Consider the following 21390-nt stretch of genomic DNA (forward strand, 5'->3'; position numbering starts at 1 on the left):
TCGCTCTCCGCTCAATCTCCTGTAAATACATGAAATCGCGCCGCAATTCCAAAATCGACCAGCCCCGCCCATATTCAACCAGCCCATTTCCAAATCCGGCGAGCGCTTCTCCGCCCGCTTCGGCTTCCTCCCGCCACGTCCCTTTAGCCGGAGAGAAAGCCCGTGCCCCGCCGCCGCAAGATCGTCCTCCTCGCCACCACCATCGCCTGTGCCGGCCTCGCGCTCGGCGCCGCCCGGGCCCGCGACGTGCCGAAGGTCGCGACCGGCTTCGTCGCCGACATCCTGTGCTCGGAGATGTTCGTCTCCGGCCTCGACCCCCGCCGCAACTTCACCGAGACCAACGACGCGATGCCCGGGACCGGCCTGATCACCTGGGCCATGGACTATCAGGTCGACCGCGCGCGCAAGGACGTCACGGTGACGCTGTTCGGCATCGGCCGCAGCCATGCCGTCTATCGCGAGGGGCTCGGCTGCACGCTCGAGCATGGCACTGGCCTCACCGACGTGGCGCCACCGCCGGACGAGAGGCAGCCAGCGCTATTGCCGGAGATCGCCGGCCCCGCTCTCGTGCCGCCGCAGAGCGAGGGCTTGGCCGTCGCACTCGACCGTGCCTTCACCGAGCCTGCGCAGCCGCCCTACCGCCGCACCCGCGCGGTCGTCGTGATGAAGTCGGGCCGCATCATCGCCGAGCGCTATGCCGACGGCATCGGGCCGGAGACGCCGCTGCTTGGGTTCTCCATGACCAAATCGGTGATCTCGGCGCTGACAGGCATTCTCGTGCGCCAGGGCAAGCTGAAGCTCGATGGACCCGCACCGGTTGCCGCCTGGAAAAATCCCAATGATCCGCGCCATGCCATCACCGTCGATCAGCTGCTGCGCCACACGGCGGGCCTCGCGCTCGGCAGCTCGTTGCAGGCTTCGCTCGGCTCCGCCTTCGAGCCTGTCAACCGCATGAAGTTCGTCGAGAACGACATGGCCACTTACGCCGCGAGCATGCCGCTTGCGACCGCGCCGGGCACGGCGTGGAATTATCACGACGGCAACATGCTCGTCCTCTCGCATCTGATCCGCAATGCCGCCGGCGGCAATCCCGCAGATGCGCTGCGCTTCGCGCGCCGCGAATTGTTCGCGCCGCTCGGCATGCGCCACGTCACGCTTCAGCTCGATGGCGTCGGCACCATCGAGGGCTCGAGCGAGATGCTGGCGTCGGCGCGCGACTGGGCGCGCTTCGGCCAGCTCTATCTCAATGACGGCGTCGCCGGCGGCAAGCGCATCTTGCCGGAGGGCTGGGTGAACTATTCGGCCACGGCGACACCGGGCGGATGGGTCGGCATCGGCGCGGGCTTCTGGACCAACCAGGGCGAGAGCTTTGGCGCCAACTTCCGCGTGGAGCATGGCTGGCCGCGCGATGCGTTCTTCGCCAAGGGCACGATCGGGCAGTACACCATCGTGATCCCGTCGGAGAAGCTGGTGATCGTGCGGATGGGCCGCTCGCCGAACTGGCCGCCGGAAGCGGACGGCGTGTTCGATCTTGTGCGCGACGTGGTGACCGCGACGCGCACCACCTCTTCCCCCTCTCCCCGATTGCGGGGAGAGGGTTGGGGTGAGGGGGAGTCTCCGCAAGGGAGGTGAGAGTCGGATTGGTGGAGAGTCCCCCTCACCCGGAATCCGCGCTTCGCGCGCATTTCGGCCTCTCCCCGCAAGCGGGGAGAGGCGAAGAGACGGCTCCTACCTCCCAAGCTCCGTCGCCTTGGCCACGCGATCGAACCGCTCCAGCGTCATGATCGCATCGGCGAACTTCTCCGCCCGCGCATTCAGCACCGGGCGCGCCAAGGTCAGAAACTTCTGCTGCATGGCCTGCGTGTCCGGGAAGGAATTCGGCTCGCCCGAGGGATCGGCATAGAGCCGCTCATGCACGCCATCGTCCGTCGTGATGCTGACGCGTGCGCCGAACGGGTGGGTGCGGCCGACCTCGAGGCGGTCGTCCTGCACCACGTCGAACTTGTCGGCGAGCGCGTCGATGGCGGCATCGCCAAGGCGGTTATAGTCGTCCCAGCCGAATGAGCCCTGGTCGAGTGCGAGCGCGCCGGTGAAGAACATCGAGAACTGGCCGCCGACGATCGAGCGCGGGTGGCGCTTGGTCGCGGCATCGCCGGTGAGCGTAATGCCGTTGCGGTGCAGGCCGATCTCGACGCGCTTGACCTGGTCGGGGGTCAGATTGTGCTCGCGCCGCATCGCGATCAGCGCGTCGATCGCGGCGTGGGTGTAGCGGCAGCTCGGATACGGCTTCACGCCGATCTTCATCGTCTCGTAGCTCTTGCCGAGCTCGGCCACCGCCTTGTCCGGATGCGCATCGTTGGTGTAGCCGGCGAGCAGGCCATGCTTGCCTTCGACCGATTCCGTCGATCCGACGAAATCGTTGCGCGCCAATGTTGCGGCAATCACGCCGTTCATCGCGGCGGCGCCGACCTGGTAGCGCTTGTTCCAGGCGCCGTTGACCAGGAATTGCAGCGAGCCCGCGGCCTGGCTGCCGGAGACGCCGAAGGCGGAGATGATCTGCTGCTCGGAGAGACCAAACAGCTTGCCGGCCGCCGCGGCCGCGCCATAGGTGCCGGCGGTCGCGGTCGGGTGGAAGCCGCGCGCATAATGCGAGGTCGGATCGAGCGCGTTGCCGAGCCGGCAGCAGACTTCATAGCCCGCCACGATCGCGGTCAGCACGTCGCGGCCCGAGGCGCCGACCATCTCGCCGACGGCGAAGGCGGCGGGAACCACCGGCGCGCTCGGATGCAGCGAGGAATCGGCATGGGTGTCGTCGAAGTCGAGGGAATGGCCGAGCGCGCCGTTGAGGAGAGCCGCCACCGCCGGTGTCCAGGTCTTGGTGTCGCCGAACACGGTGGACTCGCCCTTGGTGTCGAGCGCGAGCGCTTCCAGCATCTTCAGGATCGAGGGGGTGGATTCCGCTTCGGACCTAGCCCGGATGGCGCTGCCGAGGAAGTCCAGCGTCAGCACCTTGGCGCGATCCAGCACCTCCGCCGGAATATCCTGGTATTTCAGATTGACGACATAGGCGGCGAGCGTTGCGGTTTCGTGGGCCATCGTGTTTCCTCGTTTTGGCGCGCAAGTTAGGCGGGCTGATTTGGCCTTTCAAGCGGCCTTGCGGCCGCGGGCATCAGCTATGCTTTGGCCCTACGGGGATCGGACCGGGACATTCGACAATGGCATTCTCAGGCAAGGTGTTCGAGCGGATCCGGTCGCGGCGGACGCAGCTGGGACTGGCGATCCGGGTCACCGTGGCCGCGACCGCGGCCTATGCGATCGCCACCGCGTTGCATCTCTTGCTGCCGCTCTGGGCTGTCCTGACCTCGCTGATCGTGACCCAGATGAGCGTCGGCCGTTCGCTGAAGGCGACGCGTGACTATGTGCTCGGCACCATCGGCGGCGCGATCTATGGCGGCGCCATCGCGATCCTGATCCCCTATTCGAGCGAAGTGGGCCTGCTTGGCCTGCTGGTGCTCTCGGTCGCTCCGCTCGCCTTCATCGCCGCGATCAATCCGAGTCTGAGCGCCGCGACGGTGACGGCCGTGATTGTGCTGCTGGTCCCGACCATGCATCACTCCGATCCCATGACCTCGGCGATCGACCGTGTCAGCGAGGTTGGCGTCGGTGCAGTCACCGGATTGCTCGTCTCGTTCGTGGTGCTGCCTTCGCGCGCGGTGCGGCAGATCCGTGCCGTGGCCGCACAATTGCTCGAGCTGATCGCCGATGCCTTCACCGAACTGCTCGCCGGCCTGACCCGCGGCCGCGACAACGATGCGCTGCACCGGATCCAGGACGGCATCGGCACCGCCATGGTCGGCATGAATGCCATTGGCGCCGAGGCCGAGCGCGAGCGCGCCGCGCGGCTGTCGAGCGGGCCCGACACGGGTCCCTTGCTGCGAACCGTGCTGCGGCTGCGCCACGACGTCGTGATGATCGGCCGCGCCACGGTGGTGCCGTTGCCGGTCGAGGTGCAGATGCGGTTAGCTGCGCCTTGACGGAGGTCTCGCCCAGAACCTGTGTGACCTCGATCGTGTCGTCGGCGAATGGTCGGAGGCAAGTGACAAGTCGGCGCGTGTGGCGGAGTAGGGCAATCGCATATGGAAGCGGCTTCCTGCGGCCATCCTTCGAGACGCCCGCTCAGGCCGTACAAATGCGCCCCGCACCTTGCGGGAGGGAACGTACTTCCATTGACGCGATTGCTCGAGCTCACCCGCTAGAGAGATCGAAAAACGCGAGCTGCGTTGCATCACGCCTCTCGATGCCGTCTGTCAGCGCCTTCAATGCAACGTCGAAACTCGGTTGCGGCTGTTCCAATTCCCACCCGCCGTCATGATCCCATTGGAAGCACCAGCCATAGCGCTCCCCAGGCTCGAGATGGAGCAGCAGGCAGCGGCTGAGTTGCGAGGGTTCGGCAATCGGAATCAGGTGCTTCAATGAAACACCGTACTCCTTGCGGAAATAGGCGCAGGCCTCCTCGAGCTCATCCTCGGAATAGGCGATGAAGTCGAGGACATTGCGCAGCTGCGTGGCGAGTTCGCCCGGCGCATAGAACCGCAGCTCGGAGGAGGATTCAGGCAGGCGAACCAGCAGCTCGGTCTCGCCGCGGGTCAGCAGGAAATTGCGATAGTCCTCGGGGAGCCGGACGCCAAGCGCCTGCTCGGCGGCGCTGATATCTGCGGCGCTGACCGGCGTAGCGGGTCGCAAGCGCCAGCCCTTGGCAGATGTCCCTTCCCTGCGCCGTGCTGCATATTCCGCATATTCGGGAAACAGCAAGATGACGTCGTAGCCGCCGAAGCGCGACCATTGATAGGCATCGTCGAAGGCCTCCTCCCTCCGTTCGGGAAAGAAGCCGCAGAGAAGCTCGGCACGCTGGCGAATGCGATCATGGCTCGGAGCGGTCCGGCACAAATGCTCGATGATCGCCAGCGAGGCGGCTGGATTGCTGGCGAGAAGATAGAGACTGCTCAGCAACTCCAGGATTTCTCCTTCGAGGTCCTGCTCGGAGATGGACCATGCATAATGGGCCTGCCGAGATGCCCGCCGCGCGTTGATCGCATCGCGCGCCTGCTCGGCATAGCGCAGGGTCTGCGCGAAGTCCTCGCCTGCGGCCTTGCCGTGATCGGCGGCGAGCCAGAGATAGAGCGGCTCGTGCTCGGCCGGCGTGCCCCTGAGCACTTCGATCTGCTTCGCCTGCTCGGCCAGCGGCGCGCTGAGCGCGAGGATCATCAGCTCATCGAGCCCCTTCTGCCAATCCGGCTTGGCCTGCGGATCAGGTCCGAGGTCGCGTAGCGTGTAGTTGGTATGGCTGGTCTCGACATAGCCGGACGCGACGAGTTCGGCGACATGGCGGCGGAAAGCTGAGACGGCGTCGTCAATGTCGGAAAATTCCTCGCGCAGATACTGATCCGATTCCGGATCGTCCTGCCGGTTCATGCGAACGCCGATCACCATGGGATCGCCGCCCGGAATCAGCATCAGCTCGCGATCGTCGTCGCCGGGTGGACGGTGGAAGAACTTTGCCAGATGCATGCGACCTCCGAAGGCGCCGCCGGCATCGGGGCGCCATGTCTCAGTCGCGATCTCAGGGAAACCGGTTCACGCCATCACGGCTGGCGCCTGGTCAGGCCTTTGCTCTGCATGCGCCAGAGCAGCAGATCGATGCGGTCCTGGCCGAAGAACGGCTCGTTCTCGAACACGAAGGTCGGCACGCCCCAATGGCCTGACGCCGCATGGTCCTTCTCGTTCTCCGCGATCACGTGCTCGTAGCGATCCGGATCGGTCGTGATCGCTTGATCCATCGCGGCGAGGTCGAAGCCGGCCTTTTCGGCCGCGCGCGCGAGGTGGTCGCCTTCGTTCCATCCCGCCACCGAGCCGTCCCACAGCACGCGCGCGATCGCATCGGTGAAGGCGAGCGAGCGGCCCTCGAGCTGCGCCATCGCGCCCAGCCGGGTCAGCCGGTGGATGTAGGGCTGCTCGGCCGCCACATCGAACGTCACCTTGTCCTGCACGATCGGATCTGGCCTCGGAAAGCGGAACGGAATGCCCTCGTGCTGCGCCACGCGCGTGCTGTCGAGCACCACATAGCGAATGAAGTTCGGGCTGGCCTTCTTGAAGAAGCCGGGCACGCGCACCGCGAGCGGATAAACCGGCCGCAGGTTGACCGCGAGATCATAGTCCGCGACCAGCTTTAGCGTCTTCGGCAGCGCCAGATAGCTGAACGGACTGCGGTAGGAGTAGAAGAGGTCGACGGAGAGCGTCATCGCGCCGGCTCCGCGATGTCTCCCATCATGCTGCGGGCCACGAGCTTGTGGAACGGTACGATCAGCGTGAGGTAGGTACGCCCGAGCAGATTGTTGGTCCGCACCAACGTGGTCAATGTCACCCGTCGGTCCGCCGCGTCGCCGGCGACGTCAACCACGACGCGGAAATCGAGATGGTAGTCGTCAAACCCTGCGATCAGCCGCTCCGGCGTTTCGCTCAGCACTGGAAACAGGCCGATCATCCCGTGCGGAGCCGGAGCGCCCTCGCCCGATGTCTTCAGTCCGAGGGGTTTCACCAGGATGTTGCGCAAGCGCGTCAGCGCATCGATCCAGCGCGGCCCATGCAGCACCATTCGAGTGCAGGCCTCGCGGGCGCTCAATTGCGTCGCGCCGACCTCGACACGAAAGGCGTCGATGAACTGCGCGCCTGATAGCACCGCGCCGGCGTCGACACTCGGGGTGACTTCGCGAACCGATCCTGTCATCCCAGCAGTCTGCGCGTCAGCATCCGGAATCGCAAGATCAAGAGTCCGGCATAGACGAACGTTCCGACCGAGAACCCGACCCAGACGCCGATCGCGCCGAGGCCGGCGTTGAAGGCCAGCACCCAGCCGACGGGAAAGGCGATACACCAATAGCCGATTGCCGCGAACACCAGCGTCATCCTGGTGTCATTGATGCCGCGTAGCGCGCCGCCCATGATGGTCTGGAGACCGTCGGCGATGAAGAAGGTCGCGCCGACCACCAGCAGCGTTGCCGTCAGCTCGATGGTCGGCGCGCTGGCCTCGCTGTTGCCGAAGAACAGCCGTCCCACCTGATACCGGCCGATGATGATGGCGACCGTCAGGGCGGAGACCAGGACGGTCCCGAGCACGGCTGCGACGAAGCCCGCGCGCTTGACCGCGAGCGGCTCGTTGCGGCCGAAGGCGTGGCCGACCCGCACCGTCGCGGCCATGCCGATGCCGAGCGGCACCATGAACAGCACGGCGGTGACCTGGAGCGCGATCTGGTGCGCGGCGATCGCGGCGGTCGAGATCAAGCCCATCAGCAATGCCGCCGATGAGAACAGGCCATATTCCAGCAGCAGCGAGAACGAGATCGGCGCGCCGATGACGATGAGCTGGCGCATCAAGGGCCAGTCGATCCGCCAGAGATGGGCGAGCGGATGATAGTCCGCGAACGGCCTGCGCAGGCCGGCGATGGCGAGCGCGGCGATGAAGGTGCCGAGATTGACCAGCGTGGTCGCAAGCCCCGCACCGAACAGGCCGAGCTCGGGCAGGCCGAACAGGCCGTGGATCAGGCAATAGACCAGCGCGGCATTGACCGGGATGGCCGCAATGGTGATCCACAGCGGCGCCTGCGGCCGGTTCACCGCGCTCATCATGCTGCGCAGCGCGATGAAGCCGAGCGCTGGCGCGATGCCCCAGGCAAGGCCGTTGAGATAGCGCTGGGCGAGCGCGGCCGATTGCGGCGCCTGGCCGAGCGCGAGCAGGATCTGCTCGCCATAGAGTGGCGAGGCCATCATCGGCAGCGAGATCAGCAGCGCGACCCACAGCCCGACGCGCAAGGAGCGGCGGATGCGCCTGACATCGCCGGCGCCAAAGGCCTGCGCGGCGAGCGGCGACACCGCGGACATCAGGCCGAGCCCGAAGGTGAAGCTGACGAAATAGACCGTGTGCGCCAGCGCGGCTGCTGCGACCGCATTCTCACCCAGATGGCCGATCATCGCGAGATCGGTCGTGATCATCGCGATCTGCCCGAGCTGTGTCAGCATCAGCGGCACGGCCAGCCGCAGCGTCTCGACGAATTCCTGCGCGAGATGGTTCTGCGGCACGCCGGCTTGCGGCTGCGAATGATGTTGCACGGTGTCGAGCATGGCGGCTGCAATAGCACAGCCAGGCGTCGAAAACATGGCTCTCGTGTCCCGGACGCGGTGCAGCGCGCAGCGCTGCTCCGCAGAGCCGGGACCCAGGAGTCACGAGTGCAGCTCTTAGCCGCATGGGCCCCGGCTCAGCAGCGCATCACTGACGTGCTGCGCTGCATCCGGGGCACGAGACTTGTGTGCGGGTTGCGTGCTTCTTTTCCCTCTCCCCTTGTGGGAGAGGGTGGCTCGCCGCAGAGCGGCGAGACGGGTGACGGGTCTCTATCCGCTAGCTCAGGAATCGTAGGGTGGGCAAAGGCGCATTGCGCCGTGCCCACGACCTCTCCAATATTGCAACAGAAGCGTGGGCACGCTGCGCTTTGCCCACCCTACGATACTGTGGTCGCGGAGAGTTCTCTCACAAGGGAGAAGAAAGAAGCCTCAGCCCTTCCGCTCCGGCACGCGCTTGATCTTGGCACCCAGCGCGTTCAGCCGTTCCTCGATGCGCTCGTAGCCGCGCTCGATCTGGTCGGCGTTGTTGATGGTGGAGGTGCCCTCGGCGCAGACCGCCGCAAGCAGCATCGCCATGCCGGCGCGGATGTCGGGCGAGCTCAGCGTCGCGCCGTGCAGGCGGCTCGGGCCTGCAATGATGGCGCGATGCGGATCGCAGAGCACGATACGCGCGCCCATCCCGATCAGCTTGTCGACGAAGAACATCCTCGATTCGAACATCTTCTCGAACATCAGGATCACGCCCTCGCATTGCGTGGCGGTGACGATCGCGATCGACATCAGATCGGCCGGGAAGGCGGGCCAGGGCTGGTCTTCGAGCTTCGGCACGTGGCCGCCGAAATCGTCCTGGATCTTCATGGTCTGGTTGGAGGGCACGATCAGATCGTCGCCCTCGACGCGGCAGACGATGCCGAGCCGCTCGAAGCCCATGCGGATCGAGCGCAGATGCTCGACGCCGGCGCGGGTGATGCGCAAGGGCGAGCGCGTCACGGCGGCCAGCCCGATCAGCGAGCCGACCTCGATATGATCCGGCTGGATCCGGTAGGTCGTCCCGCCCAGCGTCGCCGGACCATGGATGGTCATGGTGTTGGTGCCGATGCCCTCGATCTTGGCGCCGAGCGCGACGAGGAAATTGGCGAGGTCCTGCACATGCGGCTCGGACGCCGCGTTGCGCAAATAGGTGATGCCGTCGGCGGCGACCGCCGCGACCAGCGCGTTCTCGGTCGCGGTGACGCTGGGCTCGTCCAGGAACACGTCCGCACCGGTGAGCTTCGGCGCGCGGAATTCCAGCCGGTCGGTCGCGGTGACCTTTGCGCCGAGCTGCTCCAGCGCCAGCACATGCGTGTCCAGCCGGCGCCGGCCGATGACGTCGCCGCCGGGGGGCGGCAGCATCAATTCGCCGCAGCGCGCCAGCAGGGGACCGGCGAGCAGGATCGAGGCGCGAATGCGGACGCAGAGCTCAGGGTCGAGATCGGCGGCGCGGATGCTCTTGGCGTGGATGTGAAGTGTGTTGCGTTCGGTCCACTCCGCCGACGCGCCGACCGAGCGGATCAGCTCGACCAGCGTCTCGGTGTCGCGGATCCGCGGCACGTTCTGAAGCGTCACCGGATGCTCGGTGAGCAGGGCGGCCGCGATGATCGGCAGCGCCGAGTTCTTGTTGCCGGACGGCTCGATCGAGCCCGAGAGCCGGTGACCGCCCTCGACGATGTACTGGATGGGCGCCACTTGGTTCTGTCCTGTTGGGTGGGCGGGCTGTTTCGGGCGGAAACTACAGAGAATTGAGCGCGGGAGCAATTGTGGCGGGCGGTGTTGCCAGCCCCGGTGTCGCTCGCGGCCATCCTTCGAGACGCCCGCTGTCGCGGGCTCCTCAGGATGAGGGTCGGAGGTTGTGGCGGGCGGGCCTCAGAACAAGCCGATGATATTCCCAACCACATAGAGGATCGCGATCAGGATCAGCGCGCCGATCATGACAAAGGAGATTTCGATCGCAATGGCGCCGGTGCCGAGGACGGCGGCGACGCCGGCAAGGAGCCGTTCCTCGCGGAAGATCAACGCGAGCACCGAGAGCAGGATGGCGAGCAGGCCGAGCGAGATCGCGGTGGCCGAAGCAGTTTCGCTCCAGCTCCGTCCAGCGGATTGTTCGATTCTGGGCGCCTGATATTCCACGCCCTTCACGCGCGCGATCAGGCGGTTCTTGATGCGATGTCCGGTGTCGACGATGACCTGGTCCGCCGGCGGCGGTGGAAACACCATCGGCACCACCCAATGTGGCAACACCGCCGCCATCAGCGCCAGCACGCCGACAATGCTGCCGATGATGCCGAGCCGGCGGGAGGGTGTGGCGGAACTGGTGGGTGCAGAGGCGGTCATGGCACGACGCTTCCCGGCCGGGATGGGCCAATGGATCTACGCCCCTTCGTCGCGATGGCAGCTGGTGAGGTTCAGGGGGGTGTCCACGACGTCATGGCCGGGCTTGACCCGGCCATCCACGCCTTTGCCCAGAGCACGAAGAACGTGGATGCCCGGGACAAGCCCGGGCATGACGACTTTTCGTGAATGCCGCGGCGCGCTAGATATCGATCGTCGCGCTGAGCGAATGTTCCTGGATGAAGTCGCGGCGGGGCTCGACCACGTCGCCCATCAGCTTGGTGAAGATGTCGTCGGCCTCGTCGACCTCCTTGACCTTCACTTGCAGCAGCGAGCGCACCTCGGTGTCCAGCGTGGTCTCCCAGAGCTGCTCCGGGTTCATCTCACCGAGACCTTTGTAGCGCTGCAGCGTGATGCCCTTGCGGCCTGCGTCGGTGACTGCTTCGAACAGATCGACCGGGCCGTGGACCACGTGCTCGCTGTCCTTGCGCCGCAGCTTGCCGGAGCGGGCGTAGACGTCCTGGAGCTTGGTCGTGTACTCGTCCAGCTTGCGCGCCTCGACCGAGCCGAGCAGCGCGTCGTCGATGACGGCCGCTTCCTTGACGCCGCGCACGGTGCGCTCGAACAGGAAGCCCTGGCCCTCGACGAATTGCCCGACCCAGCCGCGCTCGACCTCCTCGGCCTGGCTGTCCAGCCGGGTCGCGATGTACTGCGCCGCGGCCGTGGCGTTCTCGGGGTTGCCGTAGACCGACTTGTTCAGCACGCCGGTGATGGCGGCCTGCTCGACCACCTTGCGGTTATAGCGGCTGTGCAGGTTGCGCAGGATGCTGCGGACCACACGGGCGTCGTCGACCAGCGCGCGCAAATCGCGCCCCGAGCGGTCGCCGCCGGTGCCGGGGATGTACACGCAATCATCGAGACCGGCGTCGATCAGATAGTCTTCCAGCGCCCGCTCGTCCTTCAGATACTGCTCGGACTTGCCGCGCGAGACCTTATAGAGCGGCGGCTGGGCGATATAGAGATAGCCGCCGTCGATGATGTCGCGCATCTGCCGGTAGAAGAAGGTGAGCAGCAGCGTGCGGATATGGGCGCCGTCGACGTCGGCGTCCGTCATCACGATGATCTTGTGATAGCGCAGCTTCTCGACCGAGAACTCGTCGCTGATGCCGGTGCCGAGCGCTGTGATCAGCGTGCCGATCTGTTCGCTCGACAGCATCTTGTCGGGGCGGACGCGTTCGACGTTCAAGATCTTGCCGCGGAGCGGCAAGACGGCCTGGAATTCGCGGTTGCGGCCCTGCTTGGCGCTGCCGCCTGCCGAGTCACCCTCGACGATGAACAGTTCGGACTTGGCCGGATCCTTTTCCTGGCAGTCGGCGAGCTTGCCGGGCAGCGAGGAGACCGAGAGCGGGCTCTTGCGCGTCAGCTCGCGCGCTTTTCGCGCAGCCTCGCGCGCGGCGGCGGCCTGGATCACCTTGCCGACGATCATCTTGGCCTCGGACGGGTGCTCCTCGAACCAGGCCTGGAGCGCCTCGTTGAGGACGTTCTCGACCACGGGGCGCACTTCCGAGGACACCAGCTTGTCCTTGGTCTGCGACGAGAATTTCGGATCGGGCACCTTCACCGACAGCACGGCCGTGAGGCCTTCGCGGCAATCGTCGCCGGTCAGCGCGATCTTTTCCTTTTTCGCATTGGCCTCGGCATAGCCGTTGACCTGGCGCGTCAGCGCGCCGCGGAAGCCGGCGAGATGGGTGCCGCCGTCACGCTGCGGGATGTTGTTGGTGAAGCACAGCACGTTCTCGTGGTAGCTGTCGTTCCACCACAAGGCGGCCTCGACGCCGATGCCGTTGGCTTCGGAGCGCACCATGATCGGCGCCGGCACCAAGGCCTTCTTGTTGCGATCGAGATATTTGACGAATTCCTCGACGCCGCCGGAATAATGCATCTCCTCGCGCTTCTCGACCGCGTGACGCATGTCGGAGAGGATGATGTTGACGCCGGAATTGAGGAAGGCGAGCTCGCGCAAACGATGCTCGAGCGTGGCGAAATCATATTCGACGTTCTTGAACGTCTCGGTCGAGGCGAGAAACGTCACCTCGGTGCCGCGCCGGCCCGGTGCGTCGCCGACCACCTTCAGCGGTGCGACGGCATCGCCATGGGCGAACTCGATGTAGTGCTCCTTGTCGTCGCGCCAGATCCGCAGGCCGAGCTTGCTCGACAGCGCGTTGACGACTGAGACGCCGACGCCGTGCAGGCCGCCGGAAACCTTGTAGGAGTTCTGGTCGAACTTACCGCCGGCGTGCAGCTGGGTCATGATGACCTCGGCCGCCGAGATGCCTTCGCCCTTGTGGATGTCGACGGGAATGCCGCGGCCATCGTCGCGCACGGTGACGGAATTGTCCGCATTGAGGACGACGTCGACGCGCGTGGCATGGCCCGCGAGCGCTTCGTCGATCGCGTTGTCGACGACCTCATAGACCATGTGGTGCAGGCCCGAGCCGTCGTCGGTGTCGCCGATATACATGCCCGGACGCTTGCGGACGGCATCGAGACCCTTGAGCACGCGGATCGATTCCGCGCCGTAATCGCTCGCGTTGGAGGGCTCGTTTTCGGCAGCGGGCTGCCGAGCAGGTTCTGTCATGAGAGGCCTTCGAGATGTCGCCCGAATCAGCTGCGCAAAAGGCGCTGATTTGGTGGTTATTTGTGCCATGAAAGAGGGCCTGCGCCTAGCGCAAAGTATCTTCCGGCAACCCTTTGGGAAGATGGGTGTTTTTGGCCGATTTTCAAGGCCTACGAGGGTCGATTCTGGGCGCTGCAAAAAGCGCGAATCGAGGGCCTGTTCCGAGCCCTTCGAAGGCGGTGTTTTCACGGGATCGGTGAGGCTGTCCGGAGGTCCTTCCGGCTAACGCTTCGGAGTGGCGAAAGATGCCCTAATACAGCTGGAGCGGCGACCACAGCTCGCCATCGGGCCCGACCGTGACGTCCCAGGCATCACCGGCCACCAGATCGATCGTCGTGTCGCGATCGGGACGGCCCTCGATCTTCAACGCGTAGGGGTATTTGCCGGGCGGCAGATTGAACAGCGGCGCCTGAGGGCGTTCCTTGCCGGCGCGGGCGGGGAGGGTGATGGCCCGGTTGTCGAGAACGAAGACGACGTCCTTGCTGCCGAGATTGGTGAACATCAGCGCCGCACGGCCCGCCTCGGGCATGACGCGCGCCTTCGTTGCGGCGTCCCGGTTCCGCTGCACGAGACGGATCGAGGTGCCGGTGTCCGTGCGGTCAAGCTCCAGCATGGCCGGGCCGAGCGGGGAGGCGAAGGCGAGGTGCACGCGATCGGCGGTGACCACCGCGCCATCGTGCTGCTCCTGCCAGCCGCGCTTGCCGAGCTCGATGCGGTAGAAGGCGAGCACGTCGCCGAGATTCGCGGGGATGCGGGTGATCAGCCTGGTGCGCAGCGGGGCGTCGACGTCGAGCATCGTGGTGGTGAGGATCTCGCGATAGCTGTAGCGGGTCGGCGCCGGCAGAACGGCATCGGGGTCCGGCGTGAGCGCAGTGGAGAACAGCTGCGGCAGATGCGGCACCCACGCGCTGGCGGTAGCCGCCAGCACGCAGCTTGCGAGGAAAGCGAGGCCGCACACGAACGCCCGCCATCGTGCCGGGATTTTCGTCCCGAGCCTTACCGTCCGCATCTTGCTCTCCAAGGATATCAAGGATATCGCGCTTGACGTCATCGCGCGATTTGCAGCGGCTGCGACACCGTCGGCGCGGCCTCACAGAGCTAGTCGCCGCGGAAAACGGCCGGGTTCAATACCAGGGCCTATCGCCGGGCCGAGACTCGTCCGCTCTCGACGTCAAAGACCTCGCCGCCCGCGCCGATCTCGGCGAAGGCGGCGGGATCGGCGCCGGTCAGCCACACCTGCGCGCCGAGCTTGCGCAGCTCGTCGAACAGCGCCGCGCGCCTGCCAGGATCGAGATGGGCGACGACCTCGTCGAGCAGCAGCAGCGGCACGATGCCGGTCATCTCGGCGACCAGGCTCGCATGCGCCAGCACGAGGCCGATCAGCAGCGCCTTCTGCTCGCCGGTGGATGCATCGCGCGCCGGCATGCTCTTGGGCGCATAGACCACCTGGAGATCGGTCAGGTGCGGGCCGTCGGTGGTGCGGCCGGCGATGGCATCGCGCGGCCGGTTGTCGCGCAGGATCTGGCGGTAGCGGTCTTCGACCGACGTCGCGGCTCGAACTTTCTTTGTGACGCCCTAGTTCCACGTCCGGAGGTTCCCTCTTGGAAACGAGCGTCGCCAGGCCCAGGGCGCCCTCGACCTGCGCCGACACCGCCCAGGAGCCGTCGCCCTGGTTGTCGGCGACATCCTCCAGCGTGGCGCGCCGCAGGCCCCGCCCCGGCGACAGGAACGAGATCGCCTCGATGCAATTGGTCTTGCCCGCCCCGTTCGGCCCGACCAGCGCCACCATGTCAGCCGCCGTCTCGAGCCCCGCCGCCCGATAATTGCGAAAATGCGTCAGCGTCAGGCGATGAATGCGGGAGGGGGTCATCTTAGCTCGTCATTGCCGGGCTTGACCCGGCAATCCATCGCCCGCGTCAGCGGGCAATTTCATCATATAGGTCTTGCCACGCGGGATTGCTCTTCACAATCAAATCGATCTTCCACTCGCGCGACCAATGTTTCATGTTCTTTTCGCGCTGAAGTGCAGCGGCGATCGTGTCGTGTGCCTCAAAATAGACCAGGGTCTTCACCCCATAGCGCTTGGTGAAGCCGTCTGCCAAGCCTTCACAGTGTTCGTAGACGCGTCTGACCAGATTGTTGGTGACGCCGATATAGAGTGTTCCACCGGGCTTGCTAGCGGGGATGTACACCCAATAGGTCATCTTGTTTGATGGATGGCCGGGTCAAGCCCGGCCATGACGAGAGAGGAAATATCCTCACACCCGCATCGGCATCAGCACGTAGAGCGCGCTCTTGTCGTCCTTGTCTTGCACCAGGGTCGGCGAGCCGGGATCGGCGACTTCAGCGTTGCGACGTCGCCTTCGATCTGGGCGGCGATGTCGAGCAGATAGCGGGAGTTGAAGCCGATATCGAGGGCGTCGGAGGCGTATTCGACCTCGAGCTCTTCGGTCGCACTGCCCGAGTCAGGATTGGTCACCGACAGCACCAGCTTGCCCGCAGACAGCGACAGCTTGACCGCGCGGCCGCGCTCGCTGGAAATCGTCGAGACGCGGTCGACCGCGTTCTCGAAATCCTTCTTGTCGACGACGAGCTCCTTGTCGTTGCCCTGCGGGATCACGCGGCCGTAGTCGGGGAAGGTGCCGTCGATCAGCTTCGAGGTCAGCACGACGTTGCCGATGGTGAAGCGGATCTTGGCCTGCGACAGCTCGATCGTCATCTCGGCTTCGGTGTCCTCGATCAGGCGCTGCACCTCGCCGACCGTCTTGCGCGGCACGATCACGCCGGGCATGCCCTCGGCGCCCTTGGGCTGCACCAGGTCGAGCTGGGCGAGGCGGTGGCCGTCGGTGGCGACGCCGCGCAAGGTCGCAGCCTTCGCGGTGCCTGCGGCGTGCAGGTAGATGCCGTTGAGGTAGTAGCGCGTCTCTTCGGTCGAGATCGCGAACTGGGTGCGGTCGATCAGCCGCTTGACGTCCTTGGCGGCCAGCGAGAACGAATGCGACATGTCGCCGGCGGCGAGATCCGGGAAATCATTCTCCGGCAGGGTTTGCAGCGTGAACCGCGAGCGGCCGGCGCGGATCGCCAGCACGGCGCGGTCGCCGTCGGCCTCCAGCACGATCTGGGACCCGTCGGGCAGCTTGCGCACGATGTCGTAGAACATGTGCGCCGGCACCGTGGTGGCCCCGGCGGTTGCGGTTTCCGCCGCCAGCGTCTCCGTCACCTCGAGGTCGAGGTCGGTGGCCTTCAGCGACAATTTCGCATTCTCGGCCCGGACCAGCACGTTGCCGAGGATCGGGATCGTGTTGCGGCGTTCGACCACGCGGTGGACATGGCCCAGCGATTTCAGGAGTTGCGCGCGTTCGACCGTAACCTTCATTGCACTACTCGCCCGATCCCCAAGGAAAACACCAACGTTGGAAAGCCGGGCGGCAGGACGCGCGCCACGGCACCGAAGACCCCGGAAAGCCGGATCATCCAGCCGATATGACCAAAGCCGTCAGGGTCGCGCAAGGTGGCGCGGATGGCCCCCGGATTCAAGGGATTGGGGAGCCAGTTCCGCACGATTCCCACGATTTACCGCCCCAAACGAAAACCGCCGCCCAGGCATGGCCGGGGCGGCGGGAGAATGGCAGGAGGCCTAGGCGTTTATTCCTGAAGCTGGCGCTTCAGCGACTCCACTTCCTCCGACAGCGCGGTGTCCTTGGAGACCAGGGCCTCGATCTTGCGCACGGCGTGCAGCACCGTGGTGTGATCGCGCCCGCCGAAGCGGCGGCCGATCTCGGGCAGCGAGCGCAAGGTCAACGTCTTGGCGAGATACATCGCCACCTGGCGCGGACGCACCACGTTGGCGGTGCGGCGCGAGGACAGGAGGTCGGAGCGGCTGACATTATACTGCCGCGCCACCACGCGCTGGATGTCCTCGATCTTGATCCGCTTCGGCTCCTGCGGCCGGACCAGGTCGCGCACCTCACGCTCGGCCATTTCCAGCGTCACCGGCTGGTTGTTGAGCTTGGAGTGAGCCAGGAGGCGGTTGATCGCGCCTTCGAGGTCGCGGCCGTTATGGGTGATGGTGCGCGCGAGATAATGCAGCACCTCTTCCGGCACGTCGAATGTCGCATGATGGGCGCGGGCCGCGGCGACGCGCGACTTGAGGATGCCGTGGCGCAGCTCCTCGCCGAGCGAGCCCATCTCGACCACGAGACCGCCGGCAAGACGCGAGCGGACGCGATCATCCAGGCTTTCCAGATCGGACGGCGGACGATCCGCTGCGATCACGACCTGGCGGCCGGCATCGATCAGCGCGTTCAGCGTGTGACAGAACTCGGCCTGCGTCGACTTGCCCTGCAGGAACTGGAGGTCGTCGATGACGAGCACGTCGATGCCGCGCAGCGCTTCCTTGAAGGCCAGCGCCGTCTGCGTCTTCAGCGCAGCGACGAAGCCGTACATGAATTTTTCCGCGGTGAGATACAGCACCTTGCGCTCGTTGCCGGAATTGCCGGCCCAGGTCACGGCCTGCAACAGATGCGTCTTGCCGAGGCCGACGCCGGCATGGATGTAGAGCGGGTTGAACATCACGGGGTCGCCACGGCGACCTTCGGCGACCTGACGCGCGGCGGCATGCGCCAGCGTGTTGGAGCGGCCGACGACGAAGCTCGCAAAGGTCAGGCGCGGATCGAGCGGCGAGCCGCCGAGCGCATCATGATTGGCCGAGACCGGCGCGGTCGCAGTCGAGCGCAGTTCCGGCGCAGGCGCGCGGCGCGTTTCGACCGGCGCGGGCGCTTCCTTCGGCGCCACGACCGGGCGTACCGCGGAGCGGACGGTGAGATCGATGCGATGCACTTCGGGCATCTCGGCCTGCCAGCACGACAGCACGCGCTCGGCATAATGGGCCTGGATCCAGCTCTTCAGGAAGCGGGTCGGAACCGACAGCCGCACGCTCTCCTCCTGCACGCCTTCCAAATCCATGCGCGCAAACCAGCTCGTATAGACGTCTTCGCCAACGTTCGTGCGCAGCCGGTTCTTCACGCGCGACCAGCGATCCTGTTCCGATGTGTTCATCGTCAAAAAACTTCTCTTGAGAGATTTAGTTGCGTGGGTGAGCGCCATGCAGAGTTCCTGCCATCAGGGTTTCTGACAGGGCGCGACCTCAGAGCGAGTCCAGCGTCGGACATGGCTCGACCGTTCGGCGTGAACGCCGCGTCAGGTCAGCGATGTCAGAGATGGAGGGTTCGCGAGGTCAGCGCGTACTCGGCGCCCCATCGCAGGCGGGGGGCTGGAGGTCGGACTGATCTAAACCGGCATCGTTGGAATAGGAAACGTGCTTCAATACCGCGTTGCGTCCGTTAGACATGATACCTCCCCGTCCTGCCGTGATTGCTCACGGCAAGGTCCTACGTGTCCAATAGACAACCGCGGAATAGTCGTGTCGCGGATGCCTGCCCGTGTACTAGTCGTCCGCTCGACTTCGCCTCATGCGGGTCGGGGTAGCTTTACGACGTCTCTCATTTGCGCTTGGCGCGAGCAGGATGAAATCCTGCTTGGAGACATTCAGACAAAGAGCTACCGTTCCCACAGTGCTGTGGGTTTGAACCGACTATCGCTTGTTGATGCGTTGCCAACGTGCCCACCGCCGCCGATTTGCACGCTCGCCCCGTTTCCGATACCGCGCTGGTCTCAAGATCGTGGGCGCCGCTGACGACTTAAGGAATACACTAAGCGGAAAGACTCGCAACGGAATTGATTCACACTTGAGGCATCAAAAATCTTGACCAGCGTTAACGCGGCGCACGAGTTGTTCACAGGTCTGAGACCAAGAGTTTGAATCCGCGTAGAGAATCGAAGACGAGACGCGTTGTGTGACAATTCGCGAACAGCGGCCAAAAAAAATTCAAAAAACCTTCACGCGCCGACTTCGCCCGGTCGTTTTCCAAATGCTTGCTGTCACTATGTTGATAAGTTGTTCGCGAAACATCGTTTTTTGAGTCTCATTTCACAGGGTAACTCCACCGGGAGATCCGCTCCTGTGAATCTACGGTGTGCAGAACTCGCGCGCGTGCGAATTCAACTTAGGCCCGTCCCGCAGGGGTTTTTCGCAGCGCAGTGAAAGTTTCCGCTGTTGCAAAATCGTCCGCGGTAAAACTACGGGACGCATTATCGTGCGGTATCATGCGGTCGAAGTGAATCTTCCAATGTCCATCGTCGGTCGAACGACCGCTTGCGTGAATTGTGACAGGCGAATTGTGACAGACAACGAAAAGCCCGGCACGAGGCCGGGCTGATGTAACGCGCGCGATGTTGCTTCAACCGATCGAATGACTCGATCGCATCGGCCGACGTGGATCGGCTTACTTGGATCGGCTTACTTGGCGAGCTTGGCGATCTGCGCGGTGAGGCGCGAGACTTTGCGGCTGGCGTTGTTCTTGTGAATGATGTTGCGCTGCGCGGCGCGCATCAAGGCGGGCTCGGCATTCGCCAGCGCCTTCACGGCGGCGGCGCGGTCGCCGGTCGCGATGGCTTCTTCGACGGTGCGCACCGCGCCGCGCATCTGGGTGCGGCGCGACTTGTTGACGGCAGTGCGGCGGGCGATCTTGCGCGTCGCTTTCTTGGCGGAAGTGGTATTGGCCATGGTCTCAATGTCCTTTGCGGTACCGGTCGCGTCTTGGTCGGGTAGCGCCGGCTGCTTGACCGCGGAATCGACGCTCGGATTTAGGGTGTTCGGTTGCTGGGCCGTTCCCGGAACATGAGGCCTCAAAGAGCCTGCAACTGCTCAAAGAACAGCGGCGGCAGGATTGCGCCCGCCGCCAGTTGGCGCCCTTATAGAGGGGGTCTGCGGCACCGTCAACGCTTTCCGGGGCCGGAAAACCGCCCTCAAGGGCGTTCAAGGAAGGGTGTAACGCCCTGAAGTGGTTGAATTTCTGCCGTCGCTTGGCTATTGGCTGGCGGGCGTTATACGGATCGATCGATCGGACGACCATCTGGGGTGAGGCATGATCCGCGGCTTTTTCCGACTGATTGGGCTGTTGCTGCTCGCCGGCGGGTTCATCTTCATGGTCTATGACGGTGCCCGCTGGGTGGCCGACCAGACCCTGCGCTTCACCCGTTTCGGCCAGTTCTGGAACGACATCAACCAGGCCAGCCAATCGGCGTTCCGGACCTGGGTCGAGGCCAAGGCGCCCTGGCTCTGGACCTCGGTGATCCGCCTGGTGCTGGACCAGCCGGTCTTCGCCGTGCTCGGCATTTTGGGCATCTTGCTGATGATCCTGTTCCGGCCGCGCAAGCCGCTGATCGGATATTCCCGGGATTGATCTTCAATCCCCGCGGGACTGAACCCCGCGAAGGCGCGGCGTAACAACGCTGCCCTCGCTGACGTAGACATCTATATCCCACCTGATCGCGAGCACGCCGCCCGAGCATCTGGCTCGCGCGACGGACGTCTCGTTCCGGAGACCCATCATGCTGTTCATGCGAAAGAGGACCGCATTGCCGAGCGCAGCTGAGGCGCTGCCTGGTCGTGCGCAAGCCATCCCGACTGCGACCACCCATTTCGTCAACGGCAGCAGGCTCAAGCCGCCTTATCCTGCAGGACTCGAGCAGGCCGTGTTCGGTCTCGGCTGTTTCTGGGGCGCCGAGCGCAAATTCTGGGAACTGGGCGAGGGCATCTACACCACCGCCGTCGGCTATGCCGGCGGCCACACCCCGAACCCGACTTATGAAGAGACCTGCTCGGGACGCACCGGCCACACCGAAGTGGTGCTGGTCGTGTTCGACCCGAGCAAGGTCTCCTATGCGAAGCTCTTGAAGACGTTCTGGGAGAACCACAACCCGACGCAGGGCATGCGCCAGGGCAACGACATCGGCACGCAGTATCGAAGCGCGATCTACACCTATTCCGATGCGCAGAAGAAGGCGGCCGACGAGTCGAGGGCGCTGTATCAGAAGGCGCTCGCCGCAAAAGGTCTCGGTGCAATCACCACCGAGATCGCGCCCGCCGGCGAATTCTACTTCGCCGAGGACTACCACCAGCAATATCTGGCGAAGAATCCCGCCGGCTATTGCGGCTTAGGGGGCACCGGCGTGTCCTGCCCGATCGGGCTTGGTGTGAGCGCGTAGTTATTTTGGCCCGTCATTCCGGGGCGCGCGTCAGCGCGAACCCGGAATCTCGTGCCACAACTTCT

18 protein-coding genes and 2 pseudogenes are annotated in these 21390 nt (G+C 65.0%); 5 read left to right on the forward strand and 15 right to left on the reverse strand.

Annotation, left to right across the window (positions count from 1 at the left end):
* The first annotated feature begins 162 nt into the window (after positions 1-162).
* Positions 163-1632, forward strand: a complete 1470-nt coding sequence (locus tag FOM02_RS01500) for a serine hydrolase domain-containing protein (protein ID WP_035730584.1) — start codon at positions 163-165, stop codon at positions 1630-1632.
* Between the two features lie 96 nt (positions 1633-1728).
* On the opposite strand, the gene FOM02_RS01505 is transcribed toward FOM02_RS01500, so the two are convergent.
* Positions 1729-3096 carry an MmgE/PrpD family protein gene (locus FOM02_RS01505; RefSeq protein WP_265441415.1) on the reverse strand — a complete coding sequence of 456 codons (1368 nt, stop codon included), beginning with the start codon at positions 3094-3096 and terminating at the stop codon, positions 1729-1731.
* A 119-nt stretch (positions 3097-3215) separates the two neighbouring features.
* Here FOM02_RS01505 and FOM02_RS01510 point away from each other — a divergent pair, with 119 nt between their 5' ends.
* Positions 3216-4034: an FUSC family protein gene (locus FOM02_RS01510; RefSeq protein WP_265441416.1), complete on the forward strand. Its 819-nt coding sequence runs from the start codon at positions 3216-3218 to the stop codon at positions 4032-4034.
* A 211-nt stretch (positions 4035-4245) separates the two neighbouring features.
* Here the strand turns inward: FOM02_RS01510 and FOM02_RS01515 are convergent, their stop codons facing one another.
* From FOM02_RS01515 to FOM02_RS01540, 6 genes are all read right to left on the reverse strand, one after another.
* Complete coding sequence (locus FOM02_RS01515) at positions 4246-5568, reverse strand: SMI1/KNR4 family protein (RefSeq protein ID WP_027563951.1); 1323 nt, start codon at positions 5566-5568, stop codon at positions 4246-4248.
* A gap of 74 nt (positions 5569-5642) precedes the next feature.
* A complete protein-coding gene (locus tag FOM02_RS01520; protein ID WP_027563952.1) occupies positions 5643-6299 on the reverse strand; it encodes a 2-hydroxychromene-2-carboxylate isomerase in 657 nt (218 codons plus the stop codon).
* On the reverse strand, positions 6296-6784 hold the full coding sequence (locus FOM02_RS01525; RefSeq protein ID WP_027563953.1) for a DUF2867 domain-containing protein: 489 nt from the start codon (positions 6782-6784) through the stop codon (positions 6296-6298). Before FOM02_RS01525 ends, FOM02_RS01520 begins: the two co-directional genes overlap by 4 nt.
* Positions 6781-8175 (reverse strand): MATE family efflux transporter, encoded by a 1395-nt coding sequence (locus FOM02_RS01530; RefSeq protein WP_027563954.1) that lies wholly within the window; start codon positions 8173-8175, stop codon positions 6781-6783. Before FOM02_RS01530 ends, FOM02_RS01525 begins: the two co-directional genes overlap by 4 nt.
* Before the next feature lie 426 nt (positions 8176-8601).
* Positions 8602-9897 (reverse strand): UDP-N-acetylglucosamine 1-carboxyvinyltransferase, encoded by a 1296-nt coding sequence (murA, locus tag FOM02_RS01535; protein ID WP_027563955.1) that lies wholly within the window; start codon positions 9895-9897, stop codon positions 8602-8604.
* 177 nt (positions 9898-10074) lie between these two features.
* Entirely contained in the window at positions 10075-10542 is a 468-nt protein-coding gene (locus FOM02_RS01540) for a hypothetical protein (RefSeq protein WP_027563956.1), read from the reverse strand.
* A 30-nt stretch (positions 10543-10572) separates the two neighbouring features.
* Between FOM02_RS01540 and FOM02_RS01545 the strand changes: the two genes are divergently transcribed.
* Positions 10573-10728 (forward strand): hypothetical protein, encoded by a 156-nt coding sequence (locus FOM02_RS01545; RefSeq protein WP_156950905.1) that lies wholly within the window; start codon positions 10573-10575, stop codon positions 10726-10728.
* Positions 10729-10741: 13 nt separating this feature from the next.
* Here the strand turns inward: FOM02_RS01545 and gyrB are convergent, their stop codons facing one another.
* The 8 genes and pseudogenes from gyrB to rpsT all read right to left on the reverse strand — a co-directional run bounded on the left by gyrB (position 10742) and on the right by rpsT (position 19841).
* Positions 10742-13177, reverse strand: a complete 2436-nt coding sequence (gene gyrB / locus FOM02_RS01550; RefSeq protein WP_027563957.1) for a DNA topoisomerase (ATP-hydrolyzing) subunit B — start codon at positions 13175-13177, stop codon at positions 10742-10744.
* A 289-nt stretch (positions 13178-13466) separates the two neighbouring features.
* On the reverse strand, positions 13467-14225 hold the full coding sequence (locus tag FOM02_RS01555) for a hypothetical protein (RefSeq protein WP_027563958.1): 759 nt from the start codon (positions 14223-14225) through the stop codon (positions 13467-13469).
* A gap of 128 nt (positions 14226-14353) precedes the next feature.
* A pseudogene (locus tag FOM02_RS01560) lies at positions 14354-15086 on the reverse strand (AAA family ATPase).
* 46 nt (positions 15087-15132) lie between these two features.
* Positions 15133-15420 (reverse strand): GIY-YIG nuclease family protein, encoded by a 288-nt coding sequence (locus FOM02_RS01565; RefSeq protein WP_027563960.1) that lies wholly within the window; start codon positions 15418-15420, stop codon positions 15133-15135.
* A gap of 54 nt (positions 15421-15474) precedes the next feature.
* Positions 15475-16592, reverse strand: a pseudogene (gene dnaN / locus FOM02_RS01570) (DNA polymerase III subunit beta).
* Entirely contained in the window at positions 16589-16786 is a 198-nt protein-coding gene (locus FOM02_RS01575) for a hypothetical protein (RefSeq protein ID WP_265441417.1), read from the reverse strand. The pseudogene dnaN and the gene FOM02_RS01575 overlap by 4 nt, the downstream one beginning before the upstream one ends.
* A gap of 75 nt (positions 16787-16861) precedes the next feature.
* Positions 16862-18274, reverse strand: coding sequence for a chromosomal replication initiator protein DnaA (gene dnaA, locus FOM02_RS01580; RefSeq protein ID WP_027563962.1), 1413 nt, complete (start codon positions 18272-18274; stop codon positions 16862-16864).
* 1300 nt (positions 18275-19574) lie between these two features.
* Entirely contained in the window at positions 19575-19841 is a 267-nt protein-coding gene (rpsT, locus tag FOM02_RS01585; RefSeq protein WP_027563963.1) for a 30S ribosomal protein S20, read from the reverse strand.
* A 361-nt stretch (positions 19842-20202) separates the two neighbouring features.
* On the opposite strand from rpsT, the gene FOM02_RS01590 reads away from it, so the two are divergent.
* Together FOM02_RS01590 and msrA are read left to right on the forward strand one after the other, a co-directional pair.
* On the forward strand, positions 20203-20520 hold the full coding sequence (locus FOM02_RS01590) for a hypothetical protein (protein ID WP_027563964.1): 318 nt from the start codon (positions 20203-20205) through the stop codon (positions 20518-20520).
* A 148-nt stretch (positions 20521-20668) separates the two neighbouring features.
* Positions 20669-21325: a peptide-methionine (S)-S-oxide reductase MsrA gene (gene msrA / locus FOM02_RS01595; RefSeq protein WP_027563965.1), complete on the forward strand. Its 657-nt coding sequence runs from the start codon at positions 20669-20671 to the stop codon at positions 21323-21325.
* Positions 21326-21390 lie beyond the last annotated feature (65 nt).

The sequence above is a fragment of the Bradyrhizobium sp. SEMIA genome, from assembly GCF_014844175.1.
GTDB classification, from domain to species: Bacteria; Pseudomonadota; Alphaproteobacteria; order Rhizobiales; family Xanthobacteraceae; genus Bradyrhizobium; species Bradyrhizobium arachidis.

What these genes read in the sequence shown, in the direction of transcription:
- FOM02_RS01505 (WP_265441415.1), bottom strand. Translation starts at nt 3,096, where the DNA reads ATGGCCCACGAAACCGCAACGCTCGCCGCCTATGTCGTCAATCTGAAA.
- FOM02_RS01545 (WP_156950905.1), top strand. Translation starts at nt 10,573, where the DNA reads ATGGATCTACGCCCCTTCGTCGCGATGGCAGCTGGTGAGGTTCAGGGG.
- dnaA (WP_027563962.1), bottom strand. Translation starts at nt 18,274, where the DNA reads ATGAACACATCGGAACAGGATCGCTGGTCGCGCGTGAAGAACCGGCTG.
- FOM02_RS01525 (WP_027563953.1), bottom strand. Translation starts at nt 6,784, where the DNA reads ATGACAGGATCGGTTCGCGAAGTCACCCCGAGTGTCGACGCCGGCGCG.
- FOM02_RS01590 (WP_027563964.1), top strand. Translation starts at nt 20,203, where the DNA reads ATGATCCGCGGCTTTTTCCGACTGATTGGGCTGTTGCTGCTCGCCGGC.
- FOM02_RS01520 (WP_027563952.1), bottom strand. Translation starts at nt 6,299, where the DNA reads ATGACGCTCTCCGTCGACCTCTTCTACTCCTACCGCAGTCCGTTCAGC.
- FOM02_RS01515 (WP_027563951.1), bottom strand. Translation starts at nt 5,568, where the DNA reads ATGCATCTGGCAAAGTTCTTCCACCGTCCACCCGGCGACGACGATCGC.
- FOM02_RS01540 (WP_027563956.1), bottom strand. Translation starts at nt 10,542, where the DNA reads ATGACCGCCTCTGCACCCACCAGTTCCGCCACACCCTCCCGCCGGCTC.
- FOM02_RS01565 (WP_027563960.1), bottom strand. Translation starts at nt 15,420, where the DNA reads ATGACCTATTGGGTGTACATCCCCGCTAGCAAGCCCGGTGGAACACTC.
- FOM02_RS01510 (WP_265441416.1), top strand. Translation starts at nt 3,216, where the DNA reads ATGGCATTCTCAGGCAAGGTGTTCGAGCGGATCCGGTCGCGGCGGACG.
- msrA (WP_027563965.1), top strand. Translation starts at nt 20,669, where the DNA reads ATGCTGTTCATGCGAAAGAGGACCGCATTGCCGAGCGCAGCTGAGGCG.
- FOM02_RS01555 (WP_027563958.1), bottom strand. Translation starts at nt 14,225, where the DNA reads ATGCGGACGGTAAGGCTCGGGACGAAAATCCCGGCACGATGGCGGGCG.
- rpsT (WP_027563963.1), bottom strand. Translation starts at nt 19,841, where the DNA reads ATGGCCAATACCACTTCCGCCAAGAAAGCGACGCGCAAGATCGCCCGC.
- gyrB (WP_027563957.1), bottom strand. Translation starts at nt 13,177, where the DNA reads ATGACAGAACCTGCTCGGCAGCCCGCTGCCGAAAACGAGCCCTCCAAC.
- FOM02_RS01530 (WP_027563954.1), bottom strand. Translation starts at nt 8,175, where the DNA reads ATGCTCGACACCGTGCAACATCATTCGCAGCCGCAAGCCGGCGTGCCG.